The sequence below is a fragment of the Streptosporangium sp. NPDC049376 genome, from assembly GCF_044466505.1.
GTDB lineage: Bacteria > Actinomycetota > Actinomycetes > Streptosporangiales > Streptosporangiaceae > Streptosporangium.
In genome coordinates, this window is sequence record NZ_JBITMT010000002.1 from 409871 (window position 1) to 431095 (window position 21225).

Annotated in this window: 18 protein-coding genes; 8 read left to right on the forward strand and 10 right to left on the reverse strand. The window is 72.4% G+C overall.

Annotated features, from left to right (window positions below; translation table 11 throughout):
* Positions 1–25: 25 nt before the first annotated feature.
* The 3 genes from ACIBVQ_RS07255 to ACIBVQ_RS07265 all read left to right on the forward strand — a co-directional run bounded on the left by ACIBVQ_RS07255 (position 26) and on the right by ACIBVQ_RS07265 (position 4205).
* Complete coding sequence (locus tag ACIBVQ_RS07255) at positions 26–1444, forward strand: FAD-binding oxidoreductase (protein WP_399176205.1); 1419 nt, start codon at positions 26–28, stop codon at positions 1442–1444.
* Between the two features lie 90 nt (positions 1445–1534).
* Positions 1535–3586, forward strand: a complete 2052-nt coding sequence (locus tag ACIBVQ_RS07260) for a sensor histidine kinase (RefSeq protein ID WP_399176207.1) — start codon at positions 1535–1537, stop codon at positions 3584–3586.
* Positions 3564–4205, forward strand: coding sequence for a response regulator (locus ACIBVQ_RS07265; protein ID WP_399176209.1), 642 nt, complete (start codon positions 3564–3566; stop codon positions 4203–4205). The genes ACIBVQ_RS07260 and ACIBVQ_RS07265 overlap by 23 nt, the downstream gene beginning before the upstream one ends.
* On the opposite strand, the gene ACIBVQ_RS07270 is transcribed toward ACIBVQ_RS07265, so the two are convergent.
* Positions 4177–4818 (reverse strand): hypothetical protein, encoded by a 642-nt coding sequence (locus tag ACIBVQ_RS07270; RefSeq protein ID WP_399176211.1) that lies wholly within the window; start codon positions 4816–4818, stop codon positions 4177–4179. The two genes, ACIBVQ_RS07265 and ACIBVQ_RS07270, sit on opposite strands and share 29 nt — an antisense overlap.
* Before the next feature lie 174 nt (positions 4819–4992).
* Between ACIBVQ_RS07270 and ACIBVQ_RS07275 the strand changes: the two genes are divergently transcribed.
* Positions 4993–5643, forward strand: coding sequence for a GNAT family protein (locus ACIBVQ_RS07275; protein ID WP_362910059.1), 651 nt, complete (start codon positions 4993–4995; stop codon positions 5641–5643).
* Here ACIBVQ_RS07275 and ACIBVQ_RS07280 read toward each other — a convergent pair.
* From ACIBVQ_RS07280 to ACIBVQ_RS07310, 7 genes are all read right to left on the reverse strand, one after another.
* Entirely contained in the window at positions 5624–7582 is a 1959-nt protein-coding gene (locus ACIBVQ_RS07280) for an acetoacetate--CoA ligase (RefSeq protein WP_399176213.1), read from the reverse strand. The genes ACIBVQ_RS07275 and ACIBVQ_RS07280 overlap by 20 nt on opposite strands.
* Before the next feature lie 107 nt (positions 7583–7689).
* Positions 7690–8868, reverse strand: coding sequence for a S8 family peptidase (locus tag ACIBVQ_RS07285; RefSeq protein ID WP_399176215.1), 1179 nt, complete (start codon positions 8866–8868; stop codon positions 7690–7692).
* Positions 8865–9722 (reverse strand): hypothetical protein, encoded by an 858-nt coding sequence (locus tag ACIBVQ_RS07290; protein WP_399176217.1) that lies wholly within the window; start codon positions 9720–9722, stop codon positions 8865–8867. The genes ACIBVQ_RS07285 and ACIBVQ_RS07290 overlap by 4 nt, the downstream gene beginning before the upstream one ends.
* A 118-nt stretch (positions 9723–9840) precedes the next feature.
* Positions 9841–10554: an HAD family hydrolase gene (locus tag ACIBVQ_RS07295; RefSeq protein WP_399176675.1), complete on the reverse strand. Its 714-nt coding sequence runs from the start codon at positions 10552–10554 to the stop codon at positions 9841–9843.
* Between the two features lie 111 nt (positions 10555–10665).
* A complete protein-coding gene (locus ACIBVQ_RS07300) occupies positions 10666–11316 on the reverse strand; it encodes an HAD hydrolase-like protein (protein WP_362910067.1) in 651 nt (216 codons plus the stop codon).
* Between the two features lie 28 nt (positions 11317–11344).
* Complete coding sequence (locus tag ACIBVQ_RS07305) at positions 11345–11851, reverse strand: DUF6912 family protein (RefSeq protein ID WP_352009827.1); 507 nt, start codon at positions 11849–11851, stop codon at positions 11345–11347.
* Positions 11852–11954: 103 nt separating this feature from the next.
* Positions 11955–12602, reverse strand: a complete 648-nt coding sequence (locus ACIBVQ_RS07310; RefSeq protein ID WP_399176219.1) for an HAD family hydrolase — start codon at positions 12600–12602, stop codon at positions 11955–11957.
* 82 nt (positions 12603–12684) lie between these two features.
* Between ACIBVQ_RS07310 and ACIBVQ_RS07315 the strand changes: the two genes are divergently transcribed.
* Positions 12685–13887: an acyl-CoA dehydrogenase family protein gene (locus tag ACIBVQ_RS07315; RefSeq protein WP_362772379.1), complete on the forward strand. Its 1203-nt coding sequence runs from the start codon at positions 12685–12687 to the stop codon at positions 13885–13887.
* A gap of 198 nt (positions 13888–14085) precedes the next feature.
* Here ACIBVQ_RS07315 and ACIBVQ_RS07320 read toward each other — a convergent pair whose 3' ends face one another.
* Positions 14086–14682: a hypothetical protein gene (locus ACIBVQ_RS07320; protein ID WP_362910072.1), complete on the reverse strand. Its 597-nt coding sequence runs from the start codon at positions 14680–14682 to the stop codon at positions 14086–14088.
* A 13-nt stretch (positions 14683–14695) separates the two neighbouring features.
* Here ACIBVQ_RS07320 and ACIBVQ_RS07325 point away from each other — a divergent pair, with 13 nt between their 5' ends.
* The 3 genes from ACIBVQ_RS07325 (at position 14696) to ACIBVQ_RS07335 (ending at position 19808) form a co-directional block, all read left to right on the forward strand.
* Entirely contained in the window at positions 14696–14968 is a 273-nt protein-coding gene (locus ACIBVQ_RS07325) for a hypothetical protein (protein WP_362910074.1), read from the forward strand.
* A gap of 128 nt (positions 14969–15096) precedes the next feature.
* Entirely contained in the window at positions 15097–19602 is a 4506-nt protein-coding gene (locus ACIBVQ_RS07330; protein ID WP_399176222.1) for an HAD-IC family P-type ATPase, read from the forward strand.
* Between the two features lie 80 nt (positions 19603–19682).
* Complete coding sequence (locus tag ACIBVQ_RS07335; protein WP_352009833.1) at positions 19683–19808, forward strand: hypothetical protein; 126 nt, start codon at positions 19683–19685, stop codon at positions 19806–19808.
* A gap of 43 nt (positions 19809–19851) precedes the next feature.
* Here ACIBVQ_RS07335 and ACIBVQ_RS07340 read toward each other — a convergent pair whose 3' ends face one another.
* Positions 19852–21165, reverse strand: coding sequence for a glycoside hydrolase family 3 protein (locus tag ACIBVQ_RS07340; RefSeq protein WP_399176224.1), 1314 nt, complete (start codon positions 21163–21165; stop codon positions 19852–19854).
* Positions 21166–21225 lie beyond the last annotated feature (60 nt).

The following is a 21225-nucleotide window of genomic DNA, read 5'->3' on the forward strand; positions in this document are numbered from 1 at the left end:
GCGGACGTTCCTTAGGCTCGGTGGTATGGCCGCGCTCACCATCGGAGCCGCTTCCTCCTCCTCGCCACGTCCGACCCCGGCGGAGTGGACCGCCCTCGGCAGGGGTCTCGACGGCACCCTCGTACGGCCCGGCGACGCCTCCTACGACGCCGCCCGCCGCCTGTTCAACACCGCCTTCGACGCGGTACGGCCCGCGGGAGTGGCCTACTGCGCCAACCCCTCCGACGTGGCCGAGTGCGTGACCTTCGCCAGGAGGATGGGGGTGCCGCTGGCCGTACGGTCGGGCGGGCACTCCTACGCGGGCTGGTCGACCGGCCCCGGGCTGGTCCTCGACGTCTCCCGGATGAGCAAGGTCTCCTACTCGGGCGGACGGGCCGTCGTCGGGGCGGGCGCCAAGCTGGTCGACGTCTACGACAGGCTCGCCGCGCACGGGGTGAGCATCCCGGCGGGCAGCTGCCCCACGGTCGGCGTCAGCGGTCTGACGCTCGGCGGCGGGATCGGCGTGGTGTCCAGGAAGTACGGCCTGACGTGCGACGTCATGGAGTCCGTCCAGGTCGTCACGGCCGACGGGCGGCTGCTGACGTGCGACGCCCATCACGAGCCCGACCTCTACTGGGCCTGCCGGGGCGGGGGCGGCGGCAACCTCGGGGTCGCGGTCTCCTTCGGCTTCAGGACCCACCCGACCCGCGAGGCCACGGTGTTCTTCCTGCACTGGCCGTGGGCCAGGGCCGCCAAGGCGCTCAAGGCCTGGCAGTCGTGGTCGCGAGCCGTACCCGACGAGCTGTGGTCCACGATGCACCTGAGCAGCGACGGCGGGATGGACGTGCAGATCGGCGGCCTCCACCTGGGCGGCAGGGCGGAGTGCGAGCGGCTGCTCGACCGGCTGACGAGCGCGATCGGCCCGGTCTCCTCCTCCTTCGTCAAGCAGACGTCCTACAGCCACGCCATGATGATCATGGGGGGCTGCTCGACGCTCACGGTCTCCCAGTGCCACCGGCAGGGCTCGCTTCCCGGGCAGACCCGCGACGGAAGGCTGCCGCGCGACTCCTTCAGCGGCAGGTCGCACATGGCCTACGCCCCGCTGTCCGAGGCCGGGATCAGGACCCTGGTGGCCCAGGTCGCCAAGCCTGGCAGCCACACGGTGCTGCTGGACGCCCTCGGCGGAGCCGTGGGGCGGGTACGGCCCGACGCGACGGCCTTCCCGCACCGGGCGGCGCTCTACAGCGTCCAGTACTACGCCCACCGCGCGGGCGCGGCCTCCTGGACCGCGAACGCCAGAAACGCCATGCGCCCCCACTTCGGCGACCACGCCTACGTCAACTACGTCGATCCCGGGCTGGCCGGCTGGCGCTCGGCCTACTACGGCGCGAACGCCACCAGGCTCGCCCGGGTCAAGGCCGCCTACGACCCCGGCCGTCTCTTCCGGATACCCCAGGGGTTCTGACCCGGGTGTCCCGGGACACCGGCCCTCCTGAACCAGGACAGAACACCGGTACGGTGTGGCGACCGGCTCGGAAGGCTTTCGGGAGACACGATGACCGTGCGCCTCGCGTGGGCCTGCTGCGCCCTGACGTCGCTGCTGGTCGTGGCCGCCGCCGTACTGGCCACGCGTAACGGGGTCGGCCCGCTCGGGCTCGGTCACCTGGTCTTCGTGGCCGCCTGCGCGCTCGCGGGCGGCCTGATCGGCTCGCGGCGTCCCGAGCACCCGGTCGGCCGGGCGCTGGCGCTCGGCGGCCTGTGCTTCGCCCTGATGGAGGCCTGCGGCCAGTACGCCATCCTCGGCCTGGTCACCGGCCCCCCGCTGCCGCTCGCCCGGGCCGCCGCCTGGCCGCAGACCTGGCTGTGGGTCCCGGCGAACCTGTCGATCACCCTGATCCCGATGATCTTCCCGGGCGGAAGGCTCTCCTCCCCCGGCCTGCGGCGCCTAGTCCGTCTGACGCTCGCCGCCGCCGTACCGGTCATGCTGCTCAGCGCGCTCAGACCCGGTGAGAACAACCAGGTCGGCACCGGCGCCGGCACCGGGGTGGTCAACCCGCTCGGGGTCGCGGCGCTGGCCGGTCCCGCGCCGGCGGCGGAGACCGCGATGACGGCCCTCATGGCGGTGGTCTTCGTCGTCGGCGGCGCCGACCTGGTCCGCAGGGCGCTGCGCAGCTCCGGGGTGGAACGCCGCCAGATCATGTGGCTGGCCTACGCGGTCGGCGTCGAGATGCTGGTCGTCGCCGCCCGCCTGGCCGCCGGGCTGACCGACGCGGTCCCCGGGCGCATCTGGCCCGCGACCGACACCCTCTGGGAGCTCGGCTCGGCAACCACGGCGCTGCTCCCGGCCGCCGTCTGCGTCGCGATCCTGCGTCACCGGCTCTTCGACATCGACCTGGTGGTCAACAGAACCCTGGTGTACACGCTGCTGTCCGGCTGCGTGAGCGCCGGATACGTGGCCGTCGCGGCCTATCTGGGCGCGGTCTTCCCCGGCGGGGACCTGTCCGTCTCCGTGCTGGCCGCCGGGCTCGTCGCCTTCGCCTTCGCGCCGCTGCGCGGGCGGCTGCAGGGCTGGGTGAACCTGCTGATGTACGGCGAGCGGGACGACCCCTACGCGGCCCTCACCCGCCTGGGCAGACGCCTGGAGAACAGCGGGGAGCCGGACGGCGTGCTGCCCGGGGTGGCGCGCTCGGTGGCCGAGGCGCTGCGGCTGCCCTACGCGGCGGTGGAGACCTCGGCGGGCACCCGGCACGCCTTCGGCACCCCCTCCGGCACCCTGGTACGGCTGCCGCTGACCCACAACGGTGAGCGGGCGGGCGACCTCGTCCTGTCGCCCAGGCCAGGGGAGAGCGGCTTCGGCCCCCGTGACCTGCGGGTGCTGACCGACCTGGCCAGGCAGGTCGCGATCGCGGCGCACGCCGCCCGGCTGACCGCCGACCTGCGGCGCTCGCGGGAGAGGCTCGTGATGGCCAGGGAGGAGGAGCGCCGCAGGCTCAGGCGCGACCTGCACGACGGGCTCGGCCCCACGCTGGCCGCGCTGACCATGCGGGCCGAGGCCGCGTGCGACCTGGTCGAGGACGGGCCCGCCCGGCGGCTGCTCACCGAGATCGTCGCCGACGCCGAGGCCGCGGTCGCCGACGTGCGGACCCTGGTCGACGGGCTGCGCCCGCCCGCGCTCGACACCCTCGGGCTGCTCGGCGCCCTGCGCGCCCACGCCGTACGGCAGCCGCCCGGCCTGCGGGTGACCGTACGGGCCCCGGACGGGCTCGGGCCGCTGCCCGCGGCGACCGAGGTGGCCGCCTACCGCGTCGCGGCCGAGGCGCTGGCCAACGTGCGCAGGCACGCCGGGGCGTCCCAGGCGTGGCTGCGGGTCGAGGTGTCCGAGGGCACGCTCATGCTTGAGGTGTCCGACGACGGCGACGGGCTGCGGGCCGGACCTTCGGGGCCTTCCGGAACGGACGGGGTGGGGCTGGCGTCGATGCGTGAGCGGGCGCTCGAACTCGGCGGCACGTTCGCGGCCGAGGACCGTCCAGGGGGCGGGGCCCTGGTCAGGGTCATGCTTCCCGCACGTGAGGGAGGGGATCACGATGATCCAGGTCCTGCTCGTTGACGACCACGCCGGGTTCCGCGCCGGGCTGCGCACGCTGCTGTCCACCGCGGAGGACATCGAGGTCGCCGACGAGGTGTCCAGCGGGGAGCAGGCGCTGGCGGTGGTCGGGCGGTTGCAGCCGGACGTGGTGCTGATGGACCTGACGATGCCCGGCATGGGCGGGGTCGCGGCGACCGGGCGGCTCGTCCGTGACCACCCGCACATCCGGGTGGTCGTGCTCAGCATGTCGGACGACGACGACTCGGTGTTCGCCGCCGTGCGGGCCGGGGCCCGCGGTTACGTGCTCAAGGGCGCGCGCAGGGCGGAACTGGTCAGGGCGGTACAGGCGGCGGCCGACGGCGAGGCCATCTTCGGCCCCGCCATCGCGGCCAGGCTGGTCGGCTACTTCACCGAGCGGGAACGCGCGCCCGCCGGGCAGGGACCCGCGCTGCCCGAGCTGACCCGGCGGGAACGGGAGGTGCTCGGCCTGATGGCCGAACGCCTGACGAACCCGCAGATCGCGGCCAGGCTCGGGCTGAGCCACAAGACGGTTCGCAACCACGTCTCCGCCGTCTTCACCAAGCTCCAGGTGAACGACCGGGCCGAGGCGATCACACGGGCGAGGCGGGCGGGGCTGTGAGGCCCGCCCGCCACGCGCTGTCCGAGGCCCGCAGCACCCGCAGCGCGACCCAGCCGTAGGCGAGCAGGTGGAACAGCGCGCCGAGCGCCTGTACGGCGGGTGCCCGATCCTGGGTCAGGAACGGCGTGAGGGTTCCAACGAGCGCGGCGACCGGCACCCACCAGGGGACGATCCTGGCGGTGAGCAGACCGACGAGCAGGACGAACAACCCGATGTGCGTCAGGAAGCCGGGCAGCAGCATGCCGTACAGGAAGCCCCACAGCTCGCCTGCCCGGGCCGTGACCGCCTCGGCCTGCGCGTCCGGCAGGCTCTGGGCCAGGGCCAGGTCGTAGAAGTCGGTGGTGAAGAGCGTGAGCGCGTGCCCGGCGCCGAGCAGTCCCAGCGCGGCGCCGATGTCCCCGGCCATCGGAGCCCGGCGGCGGAGCAGGTGGGCCAGGCCGAGGACGACCGGGACGAGGGCCAGCGTCGCCCAGAGGAACAGCAGGCCGCTGACCTGGACGAGGTCGGGATGTTCCCGGAAGACGGCGGGGTCGTGGGTCGCGGAGGGGGGTGAGGTCAGGAAGGCGAGGAATTCGAGGACGGGCCAGGCGAGGAGGGCGGTTCCGGCGACCACCCGACGGAACGAATCCGGATTTTTCAGCATTTGCCCATCGAATCCAGGGGGCGTCCCGGGGCACATGAGCCCTCTGTCCCGGGCGACCGGGAGGAATCCCGGGCCTCAGGCCGGGAGGGGCTGCGGGTTCCAAAACGACTGGACCCGCGTGTGGCGGAACGGCAGCATCGGGGGATGCGCAACTGGCCCCTCACCGGACTACGGGTGACCACCCCACGTCTCGAACTCCGCCTGCCCTCCCTCGACGACCTCGACCGGCTCGCCGACCGCGCCGCCGAGGGGGTTCACGACCAGGGCACGATGCCCTTCATCGTGCCCTGGAGCGACGCCGAGCCGCAGGAGCGGGCTCGCAGGACCATCCAGTACCACTTCTCCCTGTGGGGCGCCTGGACCCCCGCCGAGTGGACCTGCGCGTTCGCCGTGGTCTTCGAGGGGGAGGTCGTCGGCACCCAGGCGATAGCGGCCACCGACTTCGCCGTCACCCGCGAGGTCACGAGCGGCTCCTGGCTGGGCAGGCGCTTCCACGGCAGGGGCATCGGCACCGAGATGCGCGCGGCCGTACTGCACCTGGCCTTCGAGGGCCTCGGCGCCCGCTACGCCACCTCGGGCGCGTTCGCCGACAACCACGCCTCCCTGGCGGTCTCCCGCAAGTTCGGCTACGCCGACGACGGCGTCCAGATCCACAACAGGCAGGGCGAGCCCGTGACAACCCTGCGCCTGCGCCTGGCCCGCGAGGACTGGGCAGGCGGGCTCGGGGTCGGGATCCACGGTCTCGAACCCTGCCTGCCGCTGTTCGGCGCGGCCCCTACTTCCCCGGATCGATGACCGGGACGAAGTAGGACAGGATCTCCGGGTTGGCCATGGCGTCGAGGTTGGCCGCCTTCTCCGGGGGGACGCCGAGGAGGATCTTGCGGATCGGGACCTCCAGTTTCTTGCCGCTGAGCGTGCGGGGGATGCCGGGGACCTCGACGATCTCGTTGGGCACGTGCCTGGGGGACAGCTCCTCCTTGATCGCCCGGCGCAGCCGCATGATCAGCGAGTCGGACAGGCTCGCCCCCTCGGCCACCGTGACGTAGAGCAGCAGACGCCCCTCCTGGCCGAGCTGCCCGGTGTCGATCACCAGGCTGTCGGCGATCTCCTCGAAGCGCTCGACCACCCGGTAGAACTCGCTGGTCCCCATCCGCACTCCACCCCGGTTGAGGGTGGAGTCGGAACGGCCGTAGATCACGCATCCGCCGTCAGGCAGGATCTTGATCCAGTCGCCGTGCCGCCACACCCCGGGATAGTCGGCGAAGTAGCTCTCCCGGTATCTCGTCCCGTCGGGGTCGTTCCAGAACATGACGGGCATCGACGGCATCGGCGCGGTCAGCACCAGCTCCCCGACCTCGCCGGTCACCGGACTACCCGACGGGTCGAAGGACTCGACCCTGGCCCCCAGGCACCGGCACGGGATGACCCCGGCCCTGACCGGCAGCAGCGGGACCGCCCCGACGAAGCCGGTGCACACGTCGGTGCCGCCGGAGAACGAGCCGAGCTGCACCTCGGGCATCGTGTCGTGCACCCAGGCGAAGCCCTCCGGCGGCAGCGGCGAGCCGGTCGAGCCGACCCCCCGCAGCGCCCCGAGCCCCGAGGGGCGCAGGTTCGCCTTCATGGACGCCACGATGTACGGCGCTCCCGTGCCGAAGTAGGTGACACCCTCCTCGGCGGCCAGCCGCCACAGCGCGTCCGTCCCCGGGTGGGTGGCCGAGCCGTCGTACAGCACGATCGTCGAACCGGCCAGCAGGCCGCCGACGAGGTAGTTCCACATCATCCAGCCGGTCGTGGTGTACCAGAAGAAGACGTCGCCCTCCCCCAGGTCCTGGTGGAAGGAGAGCGCCTTGAGGTGTTCGAGCACCACGCCGCCGTGCCCGTGCACGATCGGCTTCGGCAGCCCCGTGGTGCCCGAGGAGTAGACGATCCACAGCGGGTGGGCGAAGGGCACCGGCTCGAAGCCGAGCGGCCCCTCCACGGCCCGCAGCTCTGACCACTCGACCGTACGGTGCCCGGCCTCCCGGCTCTCCCCGGCTTCCCGGGGCGGCGCGCCGTACAGGGGCATCCGTACCCGGGCGGCCAGGGTCGGCAGTTTGGCCGCGATGTCCTCGACCACCTGGGAGCGGTCGAACCACCTGCCGTTGTAGGCGTAGCCGTCGATCGCGACCAGCACCTTCGGCTCGATCTGGGTGAAGCGGTCGATCACGCTTGAGGCGCCGAAGTCCGGGGAGCACGAGGACCACACGGCCCCGAGGGAGGCGGTGGCGAGGAAGGCGACCAGCGTCTCGGGCACGTTCGGCGCGTAGGCGGCGACCCGGTCCCCCCGCCCGACGCCCAACGCGGCCAGCCCGGCGCGGACCCGCGCGACCTCCCCGGCCAGCTCGCCCAGCGTGAGCGTACGGCGTGACCCCGACTCGTCGCGGAAGACCACCGCGAGCCGCCCAGGGTCGGCCTCCGCCCCGCGCAGCGCGTTCTCGGCGTAGTTCAGCGTCGATCCGGCGAACCACTCGGCCCCGGGCATCGTCCCGGACAGGACGGGCCCCGCGCCTCGCTCCCCGACCACGCCGAAGTAGTCCCAGAGCGACGCCCAGAACTCAGCCGGCGAGTCGACCGACCACTGCCACAGATCCTGGTAGTCACCGGATCTGCCGAGCCACTCCATGTAACGGGTGACCTTGGCGTCCCGCACGGTCTGGGGGGTGGGTTCCCAAAGGAGCGTACCTTCCTCAACCATGCCCCCATCCTCCCGACGGCCCACCGGAATGTCATCCCCCTCGGGCACACACTCCCCCGGCACACGGTGTGGCCCGCCCCCACGTGCCCGCCGTACCGGAGACGGTCTCAGCGGGCGGCGCGGTGACGGCGGGGCCTGCGGAACAGGAGGAAGGCGCCGACCAGGCAGAGCAGCCCGACACCGAGTCCCGTTCCGCCGATGACGAGGTAGTCGGAGTCGACGGGCGGGTGATCGACGGGCGAGCCGACCGGGCCACCGCCGAGATACCTCTTGCCGGTGTAGGCGACGGCCTTCGCCGCCGGGGGCGGCGTGTCCGCGGCCTGGACCGCCGCGGCGGCGTCGACGATCCCGTGGCCGAGATACAGGGTGTAGCCCGCGGGGGGCTTCGTCGCGGTCCTGGTCAGGATCTCGCGGACCTGCCTGATGGTCGGCCTGGGGTTGCGCGACAGCATCAGGGCGACCGTGCCCGAGGTCAGCGCCGCCGCCGGTGAGGTGCCGCTGCCCGGCTCGTAGCCGCCCAGGTTGCGAGCGGCGTAGATGTCGACACCGGGTGCGGCGATCGTGGTGTAGGTGTGCACCTGGGAGAACTCCGCCCGCGCGCCGTCGGGGCCCGCCGCGGCGACCCCGATCACACTGGGAAAGGCCGCCGGGTAGGACACCCTGTTGTTGGCGTCGAGGTCCATGGCGTCGGTCGATCCGCCGTTGCCCGAACTGGCCACCACCACGACGCCCTTACTGGAGGCGTAGTCGACGGCGGCGGCGGTGTCCTCCTCGTATCCCGCCCACGACCACTCGTCGGTGCCGAGGGACATCGAGATGACCTTGGCGTCGTGGTCCACCGCGTAGCGGATGCCCTTGGCCACGGCGCCGGCCCACTTGCGGCTCTCCTCCTGTCCGACCTTCTTGCTCTTCTTCGCCGACTCCTCCGCCGGCTTGCGCGCGGGGTCCTCCCGGTCCCGGATGACCCGCACGGACAGCACGCGCGCCTGCGGGGCGACAGCGAGGACGCTCGACGCCATGGCGGTGCCGTGCTCGCCCCAGTACGACCGGCCTGGCCTGGCGCCGCCGCCGACGAAGTCGGGACCGGAGGTCACGCGCCCCCTGAAGGCCGGATGGTTCGCCATCACCCCGGTGTCCAGCACGGCGACCGTGACCCCCCTGCCCTGGGCCAGGGTCTGCGCCTGCCGTACCTTCATGACCTGGAGTTCCCAGCCGTGCGGCGCCTCGGCCAGCGCGGGCGCCGCCGTACCCGCGAGGAGGGCGGCGGTCAACGTCCGGCGGATCATGGTCGCACCTTCTCCGCCTCGGTCTTCAGGCGCGTGGACAGCGTCTGGGCGAGGCCGTACGCCGTCATCTTCCACGGTTCGCGGTCCTCCTGTTGCTTGAACTGCCCCTTCCCCCAGGGCTGCGGCACGTGTCCGGTCACCCGGCCGTCGACCGGGCCCGAGGTGACCACCACGAACAACGTGGCGTAGGGGGCGAAGACGCTGATTCCTCCGCTTCCGGCCCGGGCGCCGTCCTTCCACCGCACGCCCGGAACGCCGAGGGCGTGCACCGCCTGCTCGGCCCCGCCCTCGTCGTCCTGGGTCCGGGTGAGCACGTCGGTGAGATCACTGCGGTCGTTCTCGTTGGGAAGGGCCAGGACGACGGCCGTGGCCGCGGTCCCGCCACCGGGGTCGAGGTAGGTGGCCCGCAGCGCCGCCACGCAGCCGTGTCTGGTCGCCGCCGCCGCGAACCGCCCGGAGAGCGCCGCCTTGCAGGAGGTGTCCTGCGAGATCGCGGCCCTGGTCCAGCCCTTCTCCACACTGACGGTTGCGTCGGGGTCGCGCACCCCGATGGAGGCGGGGAAGACCGTCTCGACGGGCACGTTGCGCCACAGGTTGCGCATGTACTCCTTGCTGATGATCTCCTGCTCGCTGTTGGCGACCGCACGGGCAACGATCGTGCCGCCGCCCAGCGCCACCACCAGCCCGATCCCGGCGACGAGGGTCCCCGCGACGATCCCCCCGATCCCCCGCCTCGGCGCGGCCTGGGACTCCTGGGGTCCCGGCGGGTACGGCGTCTGCCCGTTCTGCGGGGGCGGCACCGGCGGCTGGGCGCCCTGGTACGGCGTACCCGGCTGTCCCTGAGGCGGGTACATCTGGGGTGCCCGCCCCTGCTGCGGATACGCCTGGTACGGATACGGCTGCTGCTGAGGCTGCCCGTAGGGCTCCCCCTGCGGGGGATACGCCGGCCACGGTTCATGGGAACGAAGACGGTCAGGCGCTGCGGACCGGGGTCGTCAGGCTCTCGACGGCGGCCACCACCGCTGAGGGGTCGGACAGGTCGGGAAGAACGACGTCGGCGCCCGCCTCCCGGAGTTCGGCCGGGAGGGAGCGGCCGGTGGCCACGGCGACCATGGAGGCTCCGGCGATCTTGGCGGCCTGGACGTCCCTGGCCGAGTCGCCGATCAGCACCGTGTTGGTCCCGTCGAACGCCGCGCCGTACTTCCGCCTGGCCCTGCCCTGGGCGACCTGGAGCAGGGTGGCCTTGGGGTAGACCTCCTCGCCGTAGCCGCCGACCTCGAAGTCGACGTACCTGTCCAGCTTGAAGGCCTTCAGCTTGTGTACGGCGTTGCTCCTGATGGTGCCGGTCAGCACCGACTGGACCGTGCCGCCGAGTCCGCCCACGGCCCTGAGCGTCTCGGCCGCGCCCCGCATCATCCGCCCCTCCCTGGCCAGCCGCCCCCGCCTGGCCGCGAACGCCTCGGCCAGGGCGTCGAGGAACCTGGGCAGGTGGGCGTCCTCGGCGACGATGTCGTTGATGGCCAGCGTCTCGAAGATGATCTCGGAGTCGGGACGGCCGTTGTGCTGGGTGAGCTTGACCAGGGGCCGTCCGGTGACCTGGCGGAAGGCGTCGGCGTACGCCTCACGGGTGAGGATGGACACGTCGACCAGGGTGAGGTCGACGTTCCAGAGAACGAGACGGCTAATCGTGGCCTCCGGGGTGGGGGTGAGGACCCGTCGGGCCCCAGAGTACGGCCGTCGCCCGCCTCACGATCACCGAACCGCCCCGCCGGGCACCCGCACGCACGAAACCGACGCTCAGGCGTGGTCGAGGGCGTCGGTGAGGGTGTCCACGACGGGGACGCCGAGGGCGTGCAGGTCGGCCCGGCTGGTCATGCCACCGGTGTAGAGGACGGCACGCGCCCCGACGTGCTGGGCCGCGTGGGCGTCGTCCACGCTGTCACCGATGACGAGCACGTTCGCCGGGTCGACGCCGAGCGCCTCGATGTGGGCCGCCATCGAGGCGGCCTTGTGCCCTCCCATGGCCGGGGGCGCTCCCGAGTCGGTGCGCAGCCCGTCGATCCGGCTGAAGTGGTGGTCGATGCCGAACTCGGCGACCTTCGGCCCCAGCCGGTCGTGCGTCCACATGGACAACAGCGACTGACGGTTGCCCGTGGCGCTCCACGCCTCAAGCGCGCCCACGGCGTCGGCCGTCAGGCCGCACTCCAGCATCAGCCGGTGGTAGTGGTCGTGGAAGCCCGCGTCGAGGCGTTCCCACTCGCCGTCGTCGAGGGGGCGGCCCAGCATGCGCTCGTAGGCCGTCCAGATCGGGCGCATGTAGACCGCCCGGAAACCGTCCGCGTCGTAGGCGGCTATCCCGTACGGCTCGAACACGATGTTCGTGGCGCCGACAACGGCGTCGATGTCGTGAAAAAGTGTGCCGTTCCAGTCCCAAACGATGTGTCTCATATCGTTCTCCAGGATAACCGCCCAGAACTCAGCCGATCAGGTCGGGAATCTCCTGGGTGGCGTACCACAGCAGTTCGTTGGCCTCGGCGCCGTCCACGGTGAAGCGGGCGTCGTCGTCACCGAGGTCCGCGGCGGGCAGCGCGGAGACGGCGGCCTCGACGTCGGGCGTCGCGGCCTCCTCGTCCACGTGGACCGCGGCGATCCTGCTGAGGGGGACCGCGGTCGACAGCCGTACCCGGGCGCGTTCCTCCAGGTCGGCCCCGCCGTTCACCTCGTCGTCGGGGACCTCGGCGGCGATCACCACGCGGCGGGCGGGCGCCTTGACGCCGTCGGCCCTGTCCTCGGCGATCATCCGCAGGGAGGCCCTGGCCGCCTCGGTCAGGGCGACGTACTCCAGTTCCTCGGTGTCACCCGAGGCGTACCATTCGACCAGCGCGGGGGTCACCGCGTAACCGGTCAGCGGGGCCGGGCCGAGCTCCCCGACCGTGGCCACACGGGCCAGCGCCGGGAGCGTGCACGGCAGGTAGACGCGCATCGATGCCTCGATCTGTTCTTCCGACGTGGCGCCGTCCGGCGCCGATCACCCATCGAGTGTGACAGCTCCGCCGCCCGGCCCGCGAGGTACGGCGCACCACCGGTCAGCGCAGTGGCGTCCCGAGCAGTCTTTCCAGCTCGGCGATGGTCGGCTCCGGGTCCCTGTGGTGGAGGCCGACGATGCCGAGGGCCCGGGCGGCGGCGACGTTGACCTCGGCGTCGTCGACGAACACGCACTCGGGACCGGTCAGGTTCAGCGCGCCCAGGGCGTGCTCGAAGATCCCGGGCTCCGGCTTCCGCATGCCGACCTCCCCCGAGATCACCACCGCGTCGAAGACCTCCTCCCAGCCCTCACGGGGGTACTCGTTGGCCCAGGAGTTGGACAGCAGGCAGGTGCGCACTCCCGCGGCACGGGCCTCACGCAGCATGCCGTACATGGACTCGACCCGGCGGAACCCGGCGAACATCCTGGTCAGCAGGCCCTCGGCGACCGGTGGAACGCCGTCGAGTGTGACGAGCAGGGCGGCCAGGCGCCGTTCGAAGTCCGGTCCGGAGATCTCGCCGCGTTCCAGGGCGTGGACGAGGTTCTCCTCGCTGTCACGGACACCGTCGTAGGCGCGTGCGACCAGCTCGCGCATCACCTCGTGGTAGTGGTCCGCGTCGATGCGGTCCACGGTGATCCACTCCGTGATCGCCTCGGTCATGTTCACGGTGAGCACGCCGCCCCAGTCGATCAGTACGCCTCTGAGCATTCGGCCTCCTTCGTGGAACCCGTTCCAGGTTAGGTCCGCCCTGTGCGGAGCACCGGCGAAGGGGGGTGCCAAACTGACCGCCATGGACTTCGCGCTCAGCACGAAGGCGGAGGAGTACCTCGCCGACCTGACCGATTTCATGGTGTCGTATGTCTACCCGGCCGAGCCGGTCTACCACGCCTGGCGGCAGGCCGCCGGACACGGGGACCACCGTCTGCCCCCGGTCGTCGAGGACCTCAAGGCGGAGGCCCGTTCGCGTGGCCTGTGGAACCTGTTCCTGCCCTCGGAGTCGGGGATGTCCGTTCTCGACCACGCCAGTCTCGCCGAGGTCACCGGCCGCTCCCCCGACCTGGCCCCCGAGGCGCTGAACTGCGCCGCCCCCGACACGGGCAACATGGAGTTGCTGCACACCTTCGGCTCGCCCGAACAGCGGGCCCGCTGGCTCACCCCGCTGCTCGCGGGCGGCATCCGCTCGGCGTTCGCGATGAGCGAGCCCGCCGTGGCGTCGAGCGACGCGACGAACCTCACGACCTCCATCGTCCGCGACGGCGACGACTACGTGGTCAACGGCCGCAAGTGGTTCGTCAGCGGTGCCGCCGACCCGCGCTGCCGGGTCGTGATCGTGCTCGGCAACACCGACCCGGAGGCCCCCGCGCACCGCAGGCAGTCGACGGTGCTGGTCCCGATGGACACCCCCGGCGTCGAGGTCGTCCGCCACCTGCCGGTGTTCGGTTACCAGGAGCAGCGCGGCTACTCCGAGCTCGTCCTGTCCGACGTGCGGGTGCCCGTGGCGAACCTCCTCGGTGAGGAGGGCGACGGCCTGCGTATCGCGCGGACCCGTCTCGGTCCCGGGCGTGTCCACCACTGCATGCGCGCGATCGGCATGGCCGAGCGTGCCCTTGAGCTGCTGTGCGCCCGCGCCGCGAACCGGGTGGCCTTCGGCGTGACCCTGGCCCAGCAGGGCGTCGTGCAGCAGCAGATCGCCGAGTCGCGGCTGGCCGTCGACCAGGCCAGGCTGCTGGGGCTGCGGGCCGCCTGGATGATCGACACCGTGGGTGCGAAGGCCGCCTCCGCCGAGATCTCCGCCGTCAAGGCCGTCGCCCCCAGGGTGGCCTGTGAGGTGATCGACCGGGCCATCCAGGTCCACGGCGCCCTGGGGGTCTCCGACGACGTCCCGCTGGCCTCGATGTACGTCCACGCCCGCGCGATGCGCATTCTCGGCGGCCCCGACGAGGTACATCTGCGGGCCGTCGCCCGCCGTGAGCTCAAGCCTCACCTTTCCTGACATCACCACTCTTCCCTCCTTAATGTCCGATTCTTGGAACGCGACCGCGTTTCGGAGACCTGGGGTGAGGAAGGCTAAAAGAACGCCCCAGCGCCGAATAACCGCACGTGAGAGGTGTCGCCGCCGCTCGCGGGCACCATGTTGGAACGATGTTGGAACGATCCCTCGACTCCTTTGGGGAGGGGCCATGACCGTAAGTCAGACAGGTGGCACGACGCGGAGCCGTACGGCTTCGAAGTCAAGCCCATCCGCCACGCGGAAACCGGCCGCGAGGAAGAGCACCGCGACATCCTCGGCGGCGAAGACGACCACCCGGCCGAGCACCACGCAGCGGTCCTCGGCGGGCACCTCGGCCAAGAAGCCGACCAGAACCTCGGCCAGGACCTCGGCCAAGTCCCCGGCGACGAAGGCCTCGACCACCAGGGCCTCGACTACCAGGGCTTCGACCGCCAAGGCACCGACCACCGGGACCACGGCGACCAGGGCATCGGCCAAGTCACCCGCCAAGTCCCGCGCCAAGACTCCGGCGAAGACCTCGACCGGCGCCTCGACCAAGTCCCCGGCGACGTCTTCGGCGGCCAAGCCCTCGACGACCTCGACGACCTCGACCGCCAAGCCCCGGGCCAGGTCTCTGGCCAAGACCTCGACCAGGGCCTCAACGAGGACATCGGCCAGGGCCTCGACAACGGGGACCACCGCGCAGCGCAGGAACACCGCCCAGCAGGCCACGACGCAGGGCTCGGCGGGAACCTCGACGCACCGGGCGAACGGCAGCGGCGGCAAGCGCGGGCTCACGGTGAACCTGCCCATGATGACCGTGAAGTTCCACGCCCCGCACCTCCACATGCCGCACGTCGGCCTGCCGCACGTCAACCGCCAGGAGGCGGGCCAGGCCGTGGACGCCGCCAAGTCGTTCCTGCCGCCGCCCGAGCGCATGGTCTACTACGGCGGGCTCGGCGCGCTGGCCGTCGCGGGCCTGATCGAGTGGCCGGTCGCCGCGGCCATCGGGGTCGGCACGGTGATCGCCCAGCGCGCCCGTGGGATGAGCCGTTCGGGGCGGGCCAGAGCCTCCGCGCGGTGACACGGCTGCTCCGGCGTGTTCCCGTGACCTGACCGCCAGGAAAGCACCATCCGCCGTCCGGCCCGCCCGCGCGGGCCGTACGGCTCCGTCATGGCCGTCAGGCCCGAGTGACCCGTCTGGAGAGCCGAATGTTGCTGTCACGTGTGCTCACGCTTTCCGCCGAGACGCTGTGGGAGGCCGTACCCGACGCCGTGCGCAGGGCGTTGCCTCGTCCCCGCGCGGTACGGGCGGCCCCGGGCGGCTTCCATGTGGACCTGCGCGCGATCGGCGGCCCCGGCACGGAACGGCTCGCCCGGCGGCTTGAGACGCTGTTGCTCGCGCTCGACGGGGTCGAGCGGGCCGAGGTCAACGGGGTGCTGGGCACCGTCTTCGTCGGCGGCGACGACGGAGTCGTCGACCTGAAGAGGCTGCTGTCGATCGTCGCGGAACTCGACGACGAGGACGAGTGGGAGCAGGAGGAGGACGAGGAGGCGCGAGAGGCGGGGGGCGCAGCGGAGGGCACGGCGGGGCGGGGCCCCGGACCGGCCCTGGCCAGAGTGGTCGAGCAGCGCACCCGGGCGGGCATCAGGCTGGGCGCGAGCGCCCTCGGAACGGGGCTCGCGGTCGCCGGGCGGCTTGCGCACCTTCCGCCGCTGTCCCCGGTCGTCCCCGCCCTGCTGCACCTGGCCGAGTCCACCCCGGCGATCCGGACGAGACTGACCCGCCATCTCGGCCACCAGGCCACCTCCGCCCTGTTCACGACGGCGAACGTGGTCACGGGCACGCTCGCGCTCCAGCCCGTCGGGCTGCTGGTGCAGGCGGTCTCCGCCGCCGAGCGTTACGTGGAGGCCCGTGAGGCACGGCGGGCCTGGGACTCGCGCGCGCGGGAACTGGCCTCCGACGAGGGCGCCTACCGGCACGTCCGCAGGCGCAGGAGGACCAGGACCACGCCGCTTGAGCACAGTCCCGTCGAGCGGTTCGAACGACTGGCGAGCCCGGCGGCGCTCGGTGTCTCGGTGCTGACCCACGTCGTCAGCGGCAGCCGTGACCGCGGTCTCGCCATGATGATCGCCGCGACGCCCAGTGCCGCGAAGGCCGGGCGGGAGGCGTTCTCCAGCGCGGTCGGGCGCACCCTGGCCAAACGTGGCGCGGTCGTCCTCGACAGTCACGCGCTGCGCCGGATGGACGGCCTCGACACGGTCGTGCTCGACGCCGCCCTGTTCCTGACCGGCTCGTGGACGGTCGAGCGCGTCGTGCCCCTGGCCGAGGGCATCGACCCCGCCGAGCTGAACGCCCTGCTGCCCGGCCTGCTCGACGCGACCGATCCCGGCGCGCGCCGTGAGCGCGGCCACTGGGCGGCCGAACCCGCCAGGCTTCCCGCCGCCGAGGGACGAGAGTGGCGCTCCCTGGGGCTGCGGCCGGTCCGGGTGACCAGGCGGGGCGTGCCGGTCGCCCTGGCCGGTCTGGCGCCCGAACTCGTGTCCATCGCGGACGCGCTGGTCACCGCCCCCCAGGGCTGCTCGGTGCTGCTGGCGGGTGAGGGTGCCCGCGAGGTGGTCAGACGGCTCGCCGTGGGAGGCGGAGGCGGGGACGGCACGCCGCCGAAGACCCTCCCGGGAGGCCACCGGCTGACGACGCGGATCCGCGCGCTCCAGGCGGAGGGCCACGGGGTCGCGGTGGTCTCCAGGCGGTCGACGTCCGCGATGGCCCAGGCCGATCTGAGCGTCGGCGTGCTCGGTGGTCCCGACGGCGTGCCGTGGGAGGCGGACGTGCTGGGCGACCTGGAGACGGCCCACCTGCTGCTGAGCTGCCTGGCCCCGGCCAGACGGGCCGGTGAGCGGTGCGTACGGCTCAGCCTGGCGACGGCGGCGGCGGGCGCGGCGCTCGCGGGCACCGGCCCCAGGACCGCCTCCGTGAGCAGGGCCCGCCTGGTCAGTGACGGTACGGCGCTGGCCGCGATCGTCGTGGGCGAGTGGACGGCCCGTGAACTGGGCAACGCGGCGCCCGCCGAGCGCGCCGACCCGACCCCCTGGCACGCCCTGCCGGTCGACACCGTGCTGTCCAGGCTCGGTTCCTCCCTCGACGGCCTGCCCAAGTCCGAGGCCGTACGGCGCAGGCCTCCGCCGCCGCCGGGAGAGCCGGACGGCACCGACTCGCTGCTGCGCGCCTCCCTTGAGGAACTGGCCAACCCGCTGACCCCGGTGCTGGCGGCCGGGGCGGGCCTGTCCGCGATGGTGGGCTCCGTCCTGGACGGCGTGCTGATCGGCGGCGTCATGATCGTGGACGCGCTCATCGGCGGCGGGCAGCGAACATCGGCCAACCGGGCCGTGCACCGCCTGACCGAGTCCGTCGCCGACCACGTACGGCTGCGCCGTCCCTTCTCCAAAGACGTCAAGGACCTCAAAGAGCCCAAGAAGGGCAAGAAGGCCAAAAAACCTGAGAGAGGCTCGGCGCACACGACCGAGGTGGCGACGGCGGACACGCTCGTGCCGGGAGACGTCATCGAACTGCGCGCGGGCGACGCCGTACCGGCCGACTGCCGGATCCTGTCGTCGATCGGCCTGGAGATCGACGAGGCGGGACTGACCGGTGAGTCCCTGCTGGTCCCGAAGGCGCCCGCCCCGGTGGACGCCTCCGCGGTCGCCGACCGCAGCTCGATGGTCTACCAGGGCACGACGGTCGCCGCGGGGCACGGGCTGGCCGTGGTCGTGGCGTCGGGTGAGGAGACGGAGGCGGCGCGCACCGCGCGGCTCTCGGCCGACGAGCGCCCGCAGAGCGGGGTCCACCTGCGGCTGCGGACGCTGAGCCGCAGGATCCTGCCGGTCGCGATCGGCTCCGGTGTCGTCGTGCTGGTCGCGGACCTGCTGCGGGGGCGGTCGATGCCGCAGGCGCTCGCCCTGGCGGTGAGCCTCGCGGTCGCCTCGGTGCCCGAGGGGCTGCCCTTCATCGCCTCGGCCGCCGAACTGGCCGCGGCCAGGCGATTGTCGAGCCGCGAGACCCTGGTGCCCAACCCCTCGACGATCGAGGCCCTCGGCCGGGTGAACGTGCTCTGCTTCGACAAGACGGGGACCCTGACCGAGGGGCGCATCAGCCTGCGGGTGGTCTCCGACGGGCGTTCCGAGCACTCGACGGAACGGCTGGACGAGGGGCTACGGCGGATCGTGGCCGCCGGGTTGCGCGCGAGCCCCCGCTACGAGGACGGCAAGCCCATCGCCCATCCGACGGATCGCGCGGTGGTCGAGGGGGCGCGGCGGCTCGACGTGACGCCGCAGGAGGGGCTGGGCGTCTGGAGCCGGGTCGAGGAGCTGCCCTTCGAGCCGGGACGCGGCTACCACGCGGTGCTCGGCCTCGGCCCCTCCGGGCACGTGCTGAGCGTCAAGGGCGCCCCCGAGATCGTGCTCACCGGCTGCGTGCACCTGCTGCGCGACGGCCGTACGGTCCGCATGACCGCCGCGGCGAGGAAGGGGCTTGAGGAGGAGGTCGACCGGCTCGCCCTGCAGGGTTACCGGGTGCTCGCGGTGGCCGAACGGCCCGCCTCCGACCGCCGCGACCTGGACGACTCCCGGGTCGACGAGCTGACCTTCCTGGGGTTCCTGTGCCTGGCCGACCCGGTCAGGCCTACGGCGGCCGAGAGCGTCGGCCGCCTGACGAGGGCGGGCGTCAGGATCGTCATGATCACCGGTGACCATCCGAGCACCGCGGCGGCGATCGCCGCCGAGCTCGACCTGCTGGACGGCGGGCGGGTGATGACCGGCCCCGAACTGGACGAGATGGACGACGCGACCCTGGTCGAGCGGCTTCCCGGGGTGGCGGTCTTCGCCAGGACGACCCCCGCGCACAAGGTCAGGATCGTCAGCTGCCTGCGCCGGGCGGGGAAGGTCGTCGCGGTGACCGGAGACGGGGCCAACGACGCCCCGGCCATCCGCGCCGCCGACGTCGGGATCGCCCTGGGCTCCCGCGCCACCCCGGCGGCCAGGACCGCGGCCGACGTCGTGGTGACCGACGACCGCATCGAGACGATCGTGGACGCGTTCATCGAGGGCAGGGCCATGTGGAGCTCGGTCCGCGACGCCCTGAGCATCCTGCTCGGCGGCAACGTCGGGGAGATCGTCTTCGCGGTCGGCTCGAACCTGCTCACCGGCGGCAGCGTGCTGAACGCCCGCCAGTTGCTGCTGGTCAACCTGCTGACCGACATGCTGCCCGCGATGGCGGTCGCGGTCAGGCCTCCGGCGGCGACCAGCCCGGAGCGGCTGCTGGCCGAGGGTCCTGAGGCGTCCCTGGGCGCCTCGCTGACCCGGGACATCTACCTGCGCGCCACGACGACGGCCGGGGCGGCGTCGATGGCCTGGCTGGTCGGGCGGGTGACGGGCACGCGGGGACGGGCGAACACGATCGCACTGGTCGCCCTGATCTCCACGCAGCTGTTCCAGACCCTGGCCAGCGGCGGCCGGGACCGGGTGGTCCTGCTGGCCGTGATCGCCTCGATGGGCGTCCTGGCGGCCAGTGTCTCCGTCCCCGTGATCTGCCTGTTCTTCGGCTGCCGGCCGCTGGGGCCCGTGGGATGGGGCATCGCCCTGGGCAGCTCCCTGGCGGCCACGCTGGCCGGAACGGCGTTCGAGCGGTGGACCCGCGATCCGTCACCGTCTGTTCATTAAAAGGAAACCTCAAAGTATTGATTTGTGACGCTATGTCGGCAATTATCCCCGAAGTAGTGTTTCAGTGATTTGAGGTAGACATGTCCGGATTCTTGAGCTCGGTCGTCGCCAAGGCCGTGGCTCTTCTGCTCGAAGCCCTCATCATGCGCATCGTGCAGTCGCTCACCCTCGCCATGATCCGTCGTGGCGGCCTCCTGCCCGTCTGACCCCGATCTTCACGGACCCGCCGGCGGGCCCCTCAGGGGACCCTCAGCGGGCCCGGCTGTTGATGAGCCGGGCGACCTTGCGGTGCTCGGGTGAACGCAGCACCCGCTCGGCCTCGTCCGGGTCGGCGACCGGCGCCTTCACCAGCAGGCCCCGGTTGAACTTCAGCTTCAGCAGCCGCCGTACCGACTGGTCGAGCCGCACCCTGGAGATCTTCCCCGACTTCACCGCGGTCAGCACCCCGTCGTAGGCCGCCGAGTAGTTGGGCGGCATCAGAAGCAGGTCCGCCCCCGCCTGTACGGCCCGCACCGCCACCTGGGCGTCGCCGTACTTCTTGCGCACCCCGGCCATGTCCAGCGCGTCGGTCGAGACGACGCCGTCGAAGCCGAGCTTGTCACGCAGCAGGCCGGTCAGGATCGGCTTGGACAGGGTGGCCGGGTCGCCCGACGGGTCGAGCTTGGGCATGACCACGTGGGCGCTCATGATCGCGTCGACGTCCGCACCGATCGCGGCGGCGAACGGCGGGGCGTCCAGCTTCTCCCACTGGGCCCGGGAGTGCTGGATGACCGGCAGCCCGGTGTGGCTGTCCACGTTGGTGTCGCCGTGCCCGGGGAAGTGCTTGGCCGTCGAGGCGACGCCCGCGTCGTGGAAGCCCTGGACCGCGGCGGCGACCATGGGCGAGACCTTCTTCGGGTCCGAGCCGTAGGCGCGGGGACCGATCACCGGGTTGCGCGGGTTGATGTTCACGTCGGCGACCGGGGCGAAGTCGAGGTTGATGCCCAGCGCCTTCAGCTCGGCGCCGGTCACCTTGGCGGCCCTGCGCGCCAGCGACGGGTCGCCGGTCGAGCCGATGACCGAGGCCCCCGGCATGTCGGTGACCAGCGGCGCCAGGCGGGACACCCGGCCGTTCTCCTGGTCGGCGCCGACGAGCAGCGGAATCCTCGGGGAGGCCTTCTGCAGCCCGTTGGTGAGCGCGACGACCTGCCGGACGCCCTTGACGTTGTTCGCCCAGGGGAACAGGATCACCCCGCCGGGACGGTACTTCTCGATCACCTTCGCCGGGGTGTCCACCCCGTAGCGGGCGCGGTTCTCCGGCGAGGAGGTGTCGGCGGCCGGGCCGTACAGAACCGGCATGAAGAGCTGGCCGACCTTCTCCTCCAGGCTCATCTTCCGCAGCACGGCCTCGACCTGGGCGGGAGAGCCCGCAGGAGGGGCCGTGGACGGCTCAGGCGAGGACGCGGAGGGAGATGCCACCGAGGGCGAGGCCGCCTGGGCCGAGGCGCTCCCGGCCTGGCTCTCCGCCCTGACAGGCGCCGAGGCCCCCGTCGCGGCACATCCGGCCACCATCGTCGCGATCACTGCGAGACCAGTCGTGCGAATACACCGAACCATGGGTTCCACGCTATCCGCGTCACGGAC

Bases quoted from the DNA above. Each gene is read 5' to 3' on its own strand.
- ACIBVQ_RS07255 (WP_399176205.1), top strand. From the start codon at position 26: ATGGCCGCGCTCACCATCGGAGCCGCTTCCTCCTCCTCGCCACGTCCG.
- ACIBVQ_RS07260 (WP_399176207.1), top strand. From the start codon at position 1,535: ATGACCGTGCGCCTCGCGTGGGCCTGCTGCGCCCTGACGTCGCTGCTG.
- ACIBVQ_RS07265 (WP_399176209.1), top strand. From the start codon at position 3,564: ATGATCCAGGTCCTGCTCGTTGACGACCACGCCGGGTTCCGCGCCGGG.
- ACIBVQ_RS07275 (WP_362910059.1), top strand. From the start codon at position 4,993: ATGCGCAACTGGCCCCTCACCGGACTACGGGTGACCACCCCACGTCTC.
- ACIBVQ_RS07280 (WP_399176213.1), bottom strand. From the start codon at position 7,582: ATGGTTGAGGAAGGTACGCTCCTTTGGGAACCCACCCCCCAGACCGTG.
- ACIBVQ_RS07285 (WP_399176215.1), bottom strand. From the start codon at position 8,868: ATGATCCGCCGGACGTTGACCGCCGCCCTCCTCGCGGGTACGGCGGCG.
- ACIBVQ_RS07290 (WP_399176217.1), bottom strand. From the start codon at position 9,722: ATGTACCCGCCTCAGGGACAGCCGGGTACGCCGTACCAGGGCGCCCAG.
- ACIBVQ_RS07300 (WP_362910067.1), bottom strand. From the start codon at position 11,316: ATGAGACACATCGTTTGGGACTGGAACGGCACACTTTTTCACGACATC.
- ACIBVQ_RS07305 (WP_352009827.1), bottom strand. From the start codon at position 11,851: ATGCGCGTCTACCTGCCGTGCACGCTCCCGGCGCTGGCCCGTGTGGCC.
- ACIBVQ_RS07310 (WP_399176219.1), bottom strand. From the start codon at position 12,602: ATGCTCAGAGGCGTACTGATCGACTGGGGCGGCGTGCTCACCGTGAAC.
- ACIBVQ_RS07315 (WP_362772379.1), top strand. From the start codon at position 12,685: ATGGACTTCGCGCTCAGCACGAAGGCGGAGGAGTACCTCGCCGACCTG.
- ACIBVQ_RS07325 (WP_362910074.1), top strand. From the start codon at position 14,696: ATGATGACCGTGAAGTTCCACGCCCCGCACCTCCACATGCCGCACGTC.
- ACIBVQ_RS07330 (WP_399176222.1), top strand. From the start codon at position 15,097: ATGTTGCTGTCACGTGTGCTCACGCTTTCCGCCGAGACGCTGTGGGAG.
- ACIBVQ_RS07335 (WP_352009833.1), top strand. From the start codon at position 19,683: ATGTCCGGATTCTTGAGCTCGGTCGTCGCCAAGGCCGTGGCTCTTCTG.